The sequence below is a fragment of the Halomonas sp. PGE1 genome (assembly GCF_013000985.1).
Taxonomy (GTDB): Bacteria; Pseudomonadota; Gammaproteobacteria; order Pseudomonadales; family Halomonadaceae; genus Halomonas; species Halomonas alkalicola.
The window spans coordinates 1,868,662-1,880,861 of sequence record NZ_CP053032.1; the positions used below are offsets into that span (position 1 = coordinate 1,868,662).

A 12,200-nucleotide genomic window follows, 5' to 3' on the forward strand; every position below is an offset into this window, starting at 1 on the left:
CAGGCGGTCACCATCGATGGTAGAATCCGGCTGCCGGGCCGGGGGCCCGGACATCGCGCCGATTGTTGCAGAGCCCGGGCGGTGATACCAGCGTCCAGCCTTACCTGTCAGGAGTCCCATGAACGAGAACGATGCGACCCTTGAGTCCGGCGACGAGGCCGTCCCCCGCTGGTACGTGATCCAGTGCAAGGGCGGTGAGTCGTTCCGTGCCGCCGAGCACCTGGCCAACCAGGGCTACGAGGTGTTCCACCCGGTGCTCGAGGTGCAGAAGAAGCGCCGCGGCAAGCTCGAGTGGGTCAGCGAGCCGCTGTTCCCCTACTACCTGTTCATTCACCTCGATCGGCTGGTCAGCAACTGGCGCCCGATCCGCTCGACCCGCGGCGTGCTGAAGCTGGTCGGCTTCGGGGACATGCCGGTGGCGGTGAGCGATGCGCTGATCACCACCCTGCGCGAGCACGGCAGCGAGCGCGACGACGCCACCGTCAACCTCTACTTCCGCACCGGCGAGCCGGTCACCATCACCGAGGGGCCCTTCAAGGACCTGCAGGCGGTCTTTGCCAGCCACAAGGGGGAGGAGCGCGCCATCGTGCTGCTCAACCTGCTGCACCGCCAGCAGCGCCTGGAGGTGCCGGTGGCCCAGCTGCGCCGCAGCTGAGCCATAACGCCCCCCTGTTCCTGTCCGAGGAGACTGCCATGACGATCGCCCCCCAGCGGGTCGTGACCCTGCACTATGTCCTGACCGATACCGCCGACGGCGCGCTGCTGGATGACTCCCGTGCCCGCCAGCAGCCCCTGGAGTACCTCCACGGCCACCACAATATCGTCGAGGGGCTGGAGCGTGCCCTGGAGGGCCAGGCCGCGGGCGCCGACCTCAGCGTGACCCTGATGCCGGCGGAGGCCTACGGGCTGCGCAACGAGGCGCTGGTGCGCGAGGTCGGCCGCGGCGCCTTCCCGGTGAGCGATCTGGCGTCGGGCATGCGCTTCCAGACCCCCGGCGAAGCCGGCCCCCAGGTGGTCACGGTGCTGGAGGTGCGCGATGACAGCGTGCTGATCGACACCAACCATCCGCTGGCGGGCCGGACCCTGCGCTATCGGCTGGAGGTGCTCGGGGTGCGCGACGCCACTCGCGCGGAGCTTGCCAAGGGCCATCCGCTGCCGCCCGGCACCGATCACGCCAGCGTGGAAGACAAGAAGGTGCTGTGAAAACTGACCTGCATCAATATTCGTCCCGCCCCCGCGGGGCGGCGGAGTCGAATTTGATGCAGATCAGGTTTTTTCCCGCCTCCCCGGGCTAAAGTCCTCTCAACACATCGAGACGGGAGGACACGCACATGTATCTGGATGACGCCGTAATCTTCGGGTTGGTCACCGTCGCGATGATGATCGCTTTCATGGGTGGCTGGATTACCTTCATCGTGCGGGATCATCGCAAGAAGAAGCACTGAAGCCAGCTGCATCAAGAGTCGTCAGGGGAGGGGGGAGTCATCCCCCCTGTAGCCGACCCACTTGGGTCGGCTTTTTTTCGCCTGTCGTTTTTGACCGACGGCGCCGGGCAGAATGTGCAGGCTTCGCGGAACCCGGCCGCGATCATCGCCAGGTCTCCCTGGTCGGCTGGTGAAGCGGGTCTGGGCAGCGCTAGAATGAACGCTGTTCGATAATCCGGAGAGCCCGCCATGACCGCCCAGCGTGACACCGAGAGCCCGAACGAGCGCAAGCGCCAGAGCCGACGCCGGCTGCTGGCGACCCTGGGCATCGGGATCGCCGGCGCCTACGTCGCCCCGACCCTCTTCAGCCTCGGCCAGGCACAGGCCCAGCACTCCCGACGCTCCCGTCCCAGCTTCAGCCGTCCCGGCTACTCCCGCCCGAGCTTCAGCCGCCCAGGCTATTCCCGCCCGAGCTATTCACGACCCAGCGGCGGCTATCGTCGCGACCGCCGCGATGGCGTCTATCGCGATCGCGATTATCGCCGCGACGATGAGCGCAGCGGGATCCGACTGATCGTCTCCGTCCCCCCCCGATGGTGAGGGCCGCTGCGTCATGTGACCTGTGCCTGGCCAGCCTCGGCCGGGTGCTGCGTCTGAGCGACTGTCCCGAAGTGCTCGATGCCCTGCGGGCGGCGATGGCGGGATGGCCTGTCGAGGTGGTCGAGGCCGAGGGGGCGGCCCCGCCGATCCGGCTTGGTCGCGAGGGGCGGGGCTACCGCCAGCACTCGCCGGCCCTGCCGGAGGGTCTCTTTCTCTCCACCCCCACCGAGGCCGCCTGCAGCCTGATTGCCGACCTGGTCGGCGAATACTTCGACCGCCACCCCGACAGCATCGGGCTGCATGGCGGTTCGGTGGAGGTCGACGGGCGCCTGGTGATCTTTCCGGCCTCCCACCGAGCGGGCAAGAGCACCCTGACGGCCGCCTTCGCCGCCGCGGGCTTCCGGGTGTTCGGTGATGATGTGCTGGCCCTGACGCCAGAGGGCGAGGGCATGGCGCTGGGCATCGTTCCCCGCCTGCGCCTGCCGTTGCCGGAGAGCTTCGCCCCCGGCTTCCTCGACTACGCCGAGCGCCATGCCGGGCCTGCCGACAGGCGCTACCGCTACGTGGTGCCGCCGCGTGGTCGGTTGGCGTCCCACGGCGAGGTTCGCCCGCTGGGTGCCGTGGTGCTGCTGGCGCGGGACGAGGGGGCCGTGGCCCCGGCGCTCAGCCGGCTGGCGCCGGGAGAGGGGCTGCTGCAGCTGCTATGCGAGAACTTTGCCCCTGAGGTCGCGAGCGAGGCCCTGATGGAGCGCTTCCTGCCGCTGATGGGGCAGGTTCCCTGCCTGCTGCTGCGCTATTCGGAGCCGCTGGCGGCGGCCAGGGCCCTGGGTGAGGCCCTGAGCGGGCCACTGCCGGCAGCGCTGCCGGCAGCGCTGCCGGCGGCCAGTCTGGTGGCGCGCCCGACGCTGTCGACGGGGGCCCTGCCGGATGGCCCCTGGGCGCCCGAGCAGAGCGTCCTCGACTATCCGCTGGACGACGAACTCTTCCTGGTGGAGGTGGCCAGTGGGGCGATCCACCGGCTCAACCCCACCGGCCGGCTGATCTGGCAGCTGCTGCGCCATGAACCCCTGAGCCCCGAAGAGCTGGCGGAGCTGCTGGGCGGGCACTTCGGGCTGCCGTGGGCCGGGGTGCTCGAGGATGTCCAGGCCCTGCTGGCGGGGCTCGCCGCCGCCGGGCTGGTGAGCCCGGCCGGCGCGGTCAGCGACTGCCCTTGACCCTTGCCAGGAAGGCCTCCACCGGCTCCGGTCGGGCCAGCAGGTAGCCCTGCATCAGCGTCACCCCATGGCGACGCAGGAAATCGGCCTGGGCCTCGGTCTCCACCCCCTCGGCCACCAGCTGCAGCTCCAGGGCCTGGGCCATGGCGATGATCGAGCGCGCCAGGGGCGCGTCGTCGGCGTGCTTCAGCGGCTCGATGAAGGCGCGATCCAGCTTGATCTCATGGACGCGCAGCTGCTGGAGGTAGCGCAGCGAGGAGTAGCCAGTGCCGAAGTCGTCCAGCGCGATGGACACCCCCAGCGCCTGCAGCGACTCCAGGCGCCGGCGGATCTCCGGGGTGACCAGCATCGACTCCACCACCTCGAGCACCAGCCGGCACGCCGGTACAGCGCGGCTCGCGAGGGCCTCGGACAGCTGTTGCGTGAAGGCCTCGTCGCGCAGCTGCTGCACCGAGACGTTGACCGCCACCACCATGTCGCTGTCGCGCAGCGGGCCGGCCAATAGCCCAAGGGCCTCGTCGAGGACCCACTTGCCGATGGGACGAATCAGCCCGCTGTGCTCGGCCTCTGCGATGAACGCCCCCGGCGCCAGCAGCCCCCGCTCGGGGTGCTCCCAGCGCAGCAGCGCCTCGGCGCCGTGCAGCCGCCCGGCCGCGTCGAACTGCGGCTGCAGGTGGAGGCGGAATTCGCGACGCGTCAGTGCCTCGCGCAGCTCCCGCTCGAGTCGGCTGACACGGGCCTGCCACTCCCCCATGGCGGGCTCGTAACGGGCCAGGTGGTGTACCGGCATATCCCGGGCCGTGTCCAGGGCCAGCTCGGCCCGCTGCAGCAGCCGGTGGATGTCGTGGCCGTCCCGGGGGCAGCTGGCCAGGCCCAGGGTGAAGCGCAGGCTGGCCGCCTGCTGAGCGCCCAGCCACTCCCGTCCATCGAGCTCCTCGAGCAGGTCCTCCAGAGCCTGCTGGCGCAGCGAGGAGTCGGCGCCGGGCAGCAGCAGCAGGATGCGGTTGGCGGGCAGCCGAGCGGCGCTTCCGGCGAGGGCGGGGGCCGCCAGGCGACGGCTCAGTAGGCGCCCCACGGCGTGGAAGGCGGCATCGCCCATGGCGGTGCCCAGGGTGTCATTGATCTGGGTCAGCCCCTTGAGGTGCAGGATGCCAACCTGGCACTCACCCTGCTCCAGCAGGGGGGAGATCGTCTCGTCGAGGCCGCGCAGGGTCGGCAGGCCGCTGACCTCGTCATGGTTCAGCTGGCGGTCCAGGCTCAGCTCCACCTCGCGGCGCCGCAGGGACTCGGCGAACTGGGTGAGCAGTCCCGTCAGGCCCATCAGGGCGTTGACCTCGTCGTCGCGCCAGCGGCGTGAGCGGTGATCCTCGCAGCAGAGCACCCCGCGCAGTTCGCCGGCCAGAAAGAGACCGATATCGAGCAGCGAAGTGATCTTCTGCTGCCTCAGATAGGGTGCCAGGTCGACGAGGCGCGGGTCGTTCTGGGCGTCGTCGGTCACCAGCGCCGGATGGTGGCGCAGTTGCGCCAGGTACGTCTGCAGTCGGTGTCCCCCCTGGCTCTGGCCGACCAGTTCCGGCTTGCGAAGGCTGGCGGCGCAGACCAGCCGCTCTCCCTCCATCACCCAGAGGTTGACGTCATCCACATCGAGCAGCTCGGCACTGCGGGCCAGCAGGGCCTCGATGAAAGCCTCCTCGCTCACCTCTTCCAGCTGCATGTCGCGCAGGCCGTGCCAGGCACGCTGCTGGTCGGCGAGCCGGGCATGGGTCTGGCGCAACTCGGCGATGGTGGACAGGCTCGCCTCGGCCTGGCGGCCCAGGTGACGAAAGAGCCCGGTGCCGAGGATGCCGAGCCCCAGCAGGGTCATGATCAGCCAGGGGAGCGAGCGGCGCACCATCAGGGTGCCCGGGGTCGCCGGGGTCCAGGCCAGCCAGGCCTCGGGGGTCTCCCCGGGGCCGTGCAGCGCCAGCCCCCCGCCCTCGGCGGCGGGGGCGTCCAGCAGGCGGAGGTCCGCAAGCCCCGAGGTGGCGCGCAGCTGAGCCAGGGGGCCTTGCCCCAGGCGATAGGCAAACAGCAGCTGGTGGGGGGCGGAAGCGGCAGGGTGGTGCGGGCTCTCCGGCTGGATCGGGGCGGCAGCCATCATCAGCAGCTCGTCGTCCAGCCTCAGGAAGGTGGTCGCCGCCGCCTGGTCGGGCGGTATGACGGGCAGTCGCTGGCTGCGCCGACGCGGTGGGAGGATCTCGCCCTCGCGCACTTCCCACACCACCTCGCCGTCCGGAGCGACGATCAACGCCAGGTCGATGCCCAGGTTGTCATGGAGATTGGTGCCCATCTCGACCTCGAGCCAGTCGAGGTCCGGCCCCTCGGGCCGGTGGATCGCCAGGTGGTTGAGATCCCAGACGGCATAGTCCATCACCACGCCGGCCAGGCGCTGGTGAATCTGGGAAAGCTGGACGGCGATCTGCTGTTCGGTGTGGCGGGCCTGCTGGCGGTTCTGCTCGCCGGCCGCCAGCAGCAGGATGCCGACGATGAAGATCACCGCGAGGCTCAGCAGCAGCGCCAGGCCACGCCGCAGGCGGCGGTAGTCCTGCGCAATGACGCTGACCGGTGAGGGTGGGGTGGGGTCGCGTTCCTGCGGCGCCATGGTGACTCCTTCCTTGGTTCCTTGCTGCGGGGGCGTTGCAGCGTCAGCGCTGCACGGTGACCCGTCCGTTCTCCGCGGGCCCGCGCCAGTGGCGCTGCCAGGCGCGCATCACCCGCTCCGGGTACCAGGTCTGGCCCAGGCTGCCGTTGTAGCGGGCCAGCGCCCGGGTGAAGTCGCCGCGCTCCACCGCCAGGTAGTGGGCCAGGATGGTGGTGCCGTAGCGCAGGTTGCGCCATGGGTCCTTGAGGTCGTCGGCGGGCAGGCCCAGCTCGCGGATCCAGAAGGGCATGATCTGCATCAGGCCCACGGCCCCGGCGGAGGAGACCGCGTCGGCGCGAAAGGCGCTCTCCACCTGGATCACCGCCAGCACCAGCTCCGGCGGCAGGTTGGCCAGGCGCGCCTCCAGGTAGACCCGCTGCAGCAGCTCGCCGCGCAGCGCCTCGTCCTTGACGAAGCGTGCCAGCGAGGGCGCCATGGCGCTCTGCCACTGGCGAGCCGCCCAGATCTCGGTCGGGTCGCGGGGCGTGGCGAGGCTGGCGTCGAGGGTGGTGCGCAGGGAGGCGGGCGTGGGGGGCAGCGCCTGGACCACCAGGGGACGTCGGTCGGCGTCCAGGGCGGCCAGGAAACTGTCGTCGCTGGCCGCCGCCGTGGAGGCGGCGGCCAGGCAGAGCGCGGCGAGCGCGATGGCGCGCTTCACGCGGCGGCGCGCGTCAGGGGCTGATGCGCTCGCGCAGGAAGTCGAGGATCTGCTCGGCCGGTACCATGGTGGCATCGCTGTCACGGCGTCCCTTGTACTCCAGTTCACCCTTGTCCAGGCCACGATCGCCGACCACCAGGCGGTGGGGCAGGCCCATCAGCTCATGGTCGGCGAACTTGGCGCCCGGGCGCAGGTCGCGGTCATCCAGCAGCACCTCGAAGCCGGCGGCGGTAAGCGTCTCGTAGAGCTTCTCGGACTCCTCGCGGACTCGCTGCGACTTGTGGGCGTTCATCGGCACCAGCGCGATCTGGAAGGGCGCGATGGCGTCGGGCCAGATGATGCCGGCCTCGTCGTGGTTCTGCTCGATGGCGGCGGCCACGACCCGGGTCACACCGATACCATAGCAGCCCATCCAGGGATGCAGGGCGCGACCTTCGTCGCCGAGCACGTTGGCGTCCATCGCCTCGCTGTACTTGCGGCCCAGCTGGAAGACGTGGCCCACCTCGATGCCACGCTTGATGGAGAGGATACCGCGACCATCCGGGGAGGGGTCGCCCTCCACCACGTTGCGCAGGTCGGCGACCTGGGGCAGGGCGACATCGCGCTCCCAGTTGATGCCGAAGTAGTGCTTGCCGTCGACGTTGGCGCCGGCGCCGAAGTCGCTCATCAGCGCCACGCTGCGATCCACGATGATCGGCATCTCGAGGCCCACCGGGCCCAGCGAGCCGGGCCCGGCGCCCACCGCGGCGCGGATCTCCTCTTCGCTGGCCATGGTCAGCGGCTCGGCCACCTCCGGGAGGTTCTCGGCCTTGATGGCGTTGAGCTCATGGTCGCCGCGCACCAGCAGGGCGATCAGGCCGCCCTCGGCGGCGTGGACCATCAGCGTCTTGATGGTCTTATCGATGGGCAGGCCGTGTTGCTCCACCAGGGCGGCGATGGTGCGGGCATCGGGGGTGTCGACCAGGCGCAGCTCCTCGGTGGGGGCGGCGCGCTCGGGGGTGGTGCCCAGCGGCGCCGGCAGCGCCTCGGCCTTCTCGATGTTGGCGGCGTAGTCGGAGTCGCTGGAGAAGACGATGGCGTCCTCACCGGAGTCGGCCAGCACGTGGAACTCGTGGGAGCGGTCGCCGCCGATGGCGCCGGAGTCGGCCAGCACCGGGCGGAACTCGAGGCCCAGGCGGGTGAAGATGCGGGTGTAGGCATCGTACATCGCCTGGTAGGTCTCCTTCAGGGAGGCCTCGTCGACATGGAAGGAGTAGGCATCCTTCATGATGAACTCGCGGGAGCGCATCACCCCGAAGCGCGGACGAATCTCGTCGCGGAACTTGGTCTGGATCTGGTAGAAGTTGACCGGCAGCTGCTTGTAGCTGGCGATCTCGCGGCGCACGAGATCGGTGATCACCTCTTCATGGGTCGGGCCGACGCAGTAGTCGCGCTGGTGGCGGTCCTTGAGGCGCAGCAGCTCAGGCCCGTACTGCTCCCAGCGGCCGGACTCCTGCCACAGCTCGGCCGGCTGCACCGCCGGCATCAGCACCTCCTGGGCGCCGGCACGGTCCATCTCCTCGCGCACGATCTGTTCGACCTTGCGCAGGGTGCGCAGGCCCACCGGCAGCCAGGTATAGAGGCCGGAGGTGAGGCGACGGATCATTCCCGAACGCAGCATCAGCTGGTGGCTGATGACCTCGGCGTCGGCGGGGGTTTCCTTGAGGGTGGCGATCAGCAGTTGAGTGGCGCGCATGGGTCCCGGGGTTCCTCGGTCGGCAGATGGCGGGCCGCCGTCGTGGCGGCGAATGGGCGCATTGTACGGCCAAGCGCGGGAGGCGGCAAAAACGACCGTGAAAAGGGCGTCACCCGTCGGGTTTTCCCGCGACTGGGCCTGCGGGCGGGGTGTGGTAGACTCTCGCTGGTTTGTCAGGCGATGCCGAGCCACGCATGTCCTCGCTCGGCGCCACGGTTCCCTTCTTCCATGGAGAATTCCGCATGACTCCCGCTCTCCGTCGCGGCCTGACCGGCCTGGTCCTTGGTGTGTCCGTCACCGCCCTGGTGGGCTGCGGTACCGTCTTCCACCCCGAGCGCAAGGGCCAGGTGAGCGGTCGCATCGACCCGGTGGTGGCGATCGCCAACGGCGTCGGCCTGCTCTTCTTCATCGTCCCCGGCGTGGTCGCCTACGCGGTCGATTTCTCCAACGGCACCATCTACCTGCCCAGCGGGCACACCTCGGCCGGCGTGGATGCCATGCGGCTGGAGGAGGGCATGGACGTCGCCTCCCTGGAGCGGCTGCTCTCCGAGAAGACTGGCAAGGAGGTGAGCCTGGACAGCGAGCTGATGATGGTCGAGGAGGTCGCGAGCCTGGACGAGGCGCTGGCCCTGGTGCGCATGGCCGGCATCGACGACGAGGCGCGGCTCGGCACCGCCACCGACGGCGAGGCCTGATCGGACACCCCCGGCGGCGGCTTGCGTAGGGCTCAGCCGGTCGCTGCCTGCTCATCCTGGCTCACCCTCTCCTTCGTGTGAGCGCGCCCGGCGGGTCGCCGGGCGGCACCGAGCCACAGTACCGCCATCCCCGCCACCAGCCCCCAGAAAGCGGCCCCGATGCCGAGCAGGGTGACCCCCGAGGCGGTGAAGAGAAAGGTCACCAGGGCCGCATCGCGCTGGCGTTCGTCAGCCATCGCCGCGGCCAGGCCGTTGCCGATGGTGCCGAGCAGTGCGAGCCCGGCCAGGGCGGCGATCAGCGCGCCCGGCAGCGCCGCAAAGAGAACCGTCACCGTGGCACCGAACACTCCCAGCACCAAGTAGCCGACGCCGGCTGCCACGCCCGCCGTGTAGCGCCGCGACGGATCCTCGTGGGCTTCCCGCCCCATGCACACCGCGGCGCTGATCGCCGCCAGGTTGAGCGCGAAGCCGCCGAAGGGGGCGAGGCCCAGGGTGGCCGCCCCGGTCCAGCCGATCAGCGGTGAGGTGGGCGGCCGGTAGCCGGCGGCCCGCAGCACCGTGATGCCCGGCAGGTTCTGGGTGGCCATGGTGACCACGAAGAGCGGGATCCCGACACCGACCAGGGTGGCGAGCGAGAAGGCCGGGGCGGTGAAGACCGGCAGGGTCGGGGCGAGGCTCACTCCGGCAAGGCTTAGCTCCCCCTGCACGGCGGTGAGGCCGACCCCCACCAGCAGCACCAGCACGATGGCGTAGCGGGGTGCGAAGCGTCGCCCCAGCACGTAGCTGGCCAGCATGGCCAACGGCAGCAGCCAGGCGGTGGCCAGGGTGGCGAAGAGCTCGATACCGAAACGCAGCAGCACGCCGGCGAGCAGCGCGGCGGCCAGCGCCGGCGGGATGCGCTTCACCAGGGCGCCGAACAGGCCGGTCACCCCGCACAGGGTGATCAGCGCTGCCGAGAACAGGAAGGCCCCGATCGCCTGCTCCATGGGCACGCCCGGCAGGCTGGTGGCGAGCAGGGCGGCGCCCGGGGTCGACCAGGCGGTGAGAATCGGCATCCGGTAGCGCAGCGACAGCCCCAGAGAGGTGAGCCCCATACCGATGCCCAGCGCCCACAGCCAGGAGCCGATCTGGGCGTCGCTGGCGCCCGCGGCCTCGGCGGCCTGGAAGATGATCACCGCCGAGCTGCCGTAGCCCACCAGCACCGCCACCAGCCCGGTGACCAGCGTGGAGGCGCTGAAGTCCCGCCATACCGAGCGCGTCGGCGCGTCCCGCGTCACGGGGGTATCGCGGTATTCGATCATCTCGGGCTCCTCCCGGCTGTCGCCGGCCGTGCGTTATGACGTACAATAGGCGGCACCCTACCATCGTGCGTTATAGCGCACAAGTCGTTTCGGGAGGATTCTCCATGCAGGAGATCGCCACTCATATCGCGCAGCGGCTCAAGGCCCTGCGCCAGGCGCGGGGCTGGAGCCTGGAGGCGGCCGCTCGGGCCACCGGGGTCAGCAAGGCGATGCTCGGGCAGATCGAGCGGGGCGAGTCGAGCCCCACGGTGTCGACGCTGTGGAAGATCGCCAGCGGCTTCTCGGTCTCCTTCTCGTCGCTGTTCGGGGCGCCGGGCAGCGAGGCGGGACCCGCCGGCGAGACGCGCTGGGGGCGCGACGCCGTGGGCATGCAGGCGACGGTGATCTTTCCCTATGACCCCCTGCTGGGCTTCGAGATGTTCGAGATCGCGCTGGCCCCCGGCGCGGCGAGCGAGTCCTCGCCCCACGCCTCAGGGGTGGTGGAGCACATCGTGGTGCTGGAAGGGGAGCTGGGCCTGACCCTGGGCGAGGCGAAGGAGCAGCGGCTGCGGCCCGGCGAGGCGCTGCGCTTCCAGGCGGATTGCCACCACGTCATGCGCAGCCTCGGGGAGGTGCCGCTGCGCTTCCATGACGTGATCCACTACCTGCCCGGGGCCGCCGCGGGGGAGGCCCTCTAGTGGCCGCGGGCACCGATGGCCGCTAGCGGGCCAGGTCCCGCATGGCGTTCTCCAGCCCCTCGAGGGTCATGGGGTACATGCGGTCGTCGATCAGCTGGCGGATCAGCTGGGTGGAGTGGGTGAACTCCCAGGCGCGCCGTGGCATGGGGTTGAGCCAGGCCAGGCGGGGGAACTTGTCGACCAGGCGCCTGAGCCACACCGCGCCGGCCTCGTCGTTGAAGTGCTCGACGCTGCCGCCGGGGTGGGTGATTTCATAGGGCGACATGGCGGCATCGCCGACGATCACCACCTGGTAGTCCTCGCCGTAGGTGTGCAGCACGTCCATCGTCGGAATGCGCTCGGTGTGGCGCCGCGACTGGCTCTGTGAGTTGCTGCGCCACACTCCCTCGTAGAGGCAGTTGTGGAAGTAGTAGGCCTCCAGGTGCTTGAACTCCGAGCGTGCCGCGGAGAAGAGCTCCTCGCAGGTGCGGATGTGGTCGTCCATGGAGCCGCCCACGTCGAGCAGCAGTAGCACCTTTACCGCGTTGTGGCGCTCCGGGCGCATCTGCACGTTGAGCAGGCCGGCGTCGCGCGCGGTCTCGCGGATGGTGGCGTCGATGTCGAACTCCTCCGCCGCTCCCTGACGGGCGAACTTTCTGAGCCTGCGCAGCGCCATCTTGATGTTGCGCGTGCCAAGCTCCAGGGAGTCGTCGTAGTCGCGGAAGCGCCGCTCGTCCCACACCTTCACCGCCCGGCGGTGGCGGGAGCCCTCCTGGCCGATGCGGATGCCCTCGGGGTTGTAGCCGTAGGCGCCGAAGGGGCTGGTGCCCCCGGTGCCGATCCACTTGTTGCCGCCGGCGTGGCGCTCCTTCTGCTCCTCGAGGCGCTGCTTGAAGGTCTCGATCAGCTTCTCGAGCCCGCCCAGGGACTCGATCTGCGCCTTCTCCTCCTCGGAGAGCTGCTTCTCGAACTCCCGGCGCAGCCAGTCGTCCGGGATCAGCGCCTCGATAGCGGCATCCAGGTTCTCGAGCCCCTCGAACCAGGCGGCGAAGGCGCGATCGAAGCGGTCGAAGTGGCGCTCGTCCTTGACCATCACGGTGCGTGCCAGCTGGTAGAAGGCCTCCATGTCGGCGAACACCACGCCGCGCTCCACCGCGGCGTGGAGATCGAGCAGCTCGCGCAGCGACACCGGCACCCCGGCGCGCTTCAGGGTCTCGAACAGGCCGATAAACATGGG

At 70.1% G+C, this 12,200-nt stretch carries 12 protein-coding genes; 7 read left to right on the top strand and 5 right to left on the bottom strand.

What is annotated here, in order from left to right:
* Nucleotides 1-118: 118 nt before the first annotated feature.
* The 5 genes from rfaH (at nt 119) to HIR79_RS08830 (ending at nt 3,238) form a co-directional block, all read left to right on the top strand.
* The gene (gene rfaH, locus HIR79_RS08815) at nt 119-655 is read left to right on the top strand and encodes a transcription/translation regulatory transformer protein RfaH (RefSeq protein WP_110067986.1); all 537 of its coding nucleotides are present in this window, start codon (nt 119-121) and stop codon (nt 653-655) included.
* Between the two features lie 38 nt (nt 656-693).
* A complete protein-coding gene (locus HIR79_RS08820; RefSeq protein ID WP_169958047.1) occupies nt 694-1,203 on the top strand; it encodes an FKBP-type peptidyl-prolyl cis-trans isomerase in 510 nt (169 codons plus the stop codon).
* 128 nt (nt 1,204-1,331) lie between these two features.
* Entirely contained in the window at nt 1,332-1,445 is a 114-nt protein-coding gene (gene ccoM, locus HIR79_RS18650) for a cytochrome c oxidase subunit CcoM (protein ID WP_276110359.1), read from the top strand.
* A 228-nt stretch (nt 1,446-1,673) separates the two neighbouring features.
* Nucleotides 1,674-2,024 carry a hypothetical protein gene (locus HIR79_RS08825; RefSeq protein WP_169958048.1) on the top strand — a complete coding sequence of 117 codons (351 nt, stop codon included), beginning with the start codon at nt 1,674-1,676 and terminating at the stop codon, nt 2,022-2,024.
* The gene (locus HIR79_RS08830) at nt 2,018-3,238 is read left to right on the top strand and encodes a PqqD family protein (protein WP_169958049.1); all 1,221 of its coding nucleotides are present in this window, start codon (nt 2,018-2,020) and stop codon (nt 3,236-3,238) included. Before HIR79_RS08825 ends, HIR79_RS08830 begins: the two co-directional genes overlap by 7 nt.
* Here HIR79_RS08830 and HIR79_RS08835 read toward each other — a convergent pair.
* From HIR79_RS08835 to HIR79_RS08845, 3 genes are read right to left on the bottom strand one after another with little or no spacing between them, the layout of a single operon-like run.
* Entirely contained in the window at nt 3,222-5,879 is a 2,658-nt protein-coding gene (locus HIR79_RS08835) for a bifunctional diguanylate cyclase/phosphodiesterase (RefSeq protein WP_169958050.1), read from the bottom strand. The two genes, HIR79_RS08830 and HIR79_RS08835, sit on opposite strands and share 17 nt — an antisense overlap.
* Before the next feature lie 43 nt (nt 5,880-5,922).
* A complete protein-coding gene (locus tag HIR79_RS08840) occupies nt 5,923-6,576 on the bottom strand; it encodes a lytic transglycosylase domain-containing protein (protein ID WP_249322294.1) in 654 nt (217 codons plus the stop codon).
* Between the two features lie 13 nt (nt 6,577-6,589).
* Entirely contained in the window at nt 6,590-8,311 is a 1,722-nt protein-coding gene (locus HIR79_RS08845; RefSeq protein ID WP_169958052.1) for a proline--tRNA ligase, read from the bottom strand.
* 242 nt (nt 8,312-8,553) lie between these two features.
* Here HIR79_RS08845 and HIR79_RS08850 point away from each other — a divergent pair, with 242 nt between their 5' ends.
* A complete protein-coding gene (locus tag HIR79_RS08850) occupies nt 8,554-9,006 on the top strand; it encodes a hypothetical protein (protein WP_169958053.1) in 453 nt (150 codons plus the stop codon).
* A gap of 32 nt (nt 9,007-9,038) precedes the next feature.
* Here the strand turns inward: HIR79_RS08850 and HIR79_RS08855 are convergent, their stop codons facing one another.
* Nucleotides 9,039-10,307, bottom strand: coding sequence for a benzoate/H(+) symporter BenE family transporter (locus HIR79_RS08855; protein WP_169958054.1), 1,269 nt, complete (start codon nt 10,305-10,307; stop codon nt 9,039-9,041).
* A gap of 104 nt (nt 10,308-10,411) precedes the next feature.
* Here HIR79_RS08855 and HIR79_RS08860 point away from each other — a divergent pair, with 104 nt between their 5' ends.
* The gene (locus tag HIR79_RS08860) at nt 10,412-10,984 is read left to right on the top strand and encodes a helix-turn-helix domain-containing protein (RefSeq protein WP_169958055.1); all 573 of its coding nucleotides are present in this window, start codon (nt 10,412-10,414) and stop codon (nt 10,982-10,984) included.
* A 22-nt stretch (nt 10,985-11,006) separates the two neighbouring features.
* Here the strand turns inward: HIR79_RS08860 and HIR79_RS08865 are convergent, their stop codons facing one another.
* Nucleotides 11,007-12,197 (bottom strand): vWA domain-containing protein, encoded by a 1,191-nt coding sequence (locus HIR79_RS08865; RefSeq protein WP_169958056.1) that lies wholly within the window; start codon nt 12,195-12,197, stop codon nt 11,007-11,009.
* Between the last annotated feature and the right edge of the window lie 3 nt (nt 12,198-12,200).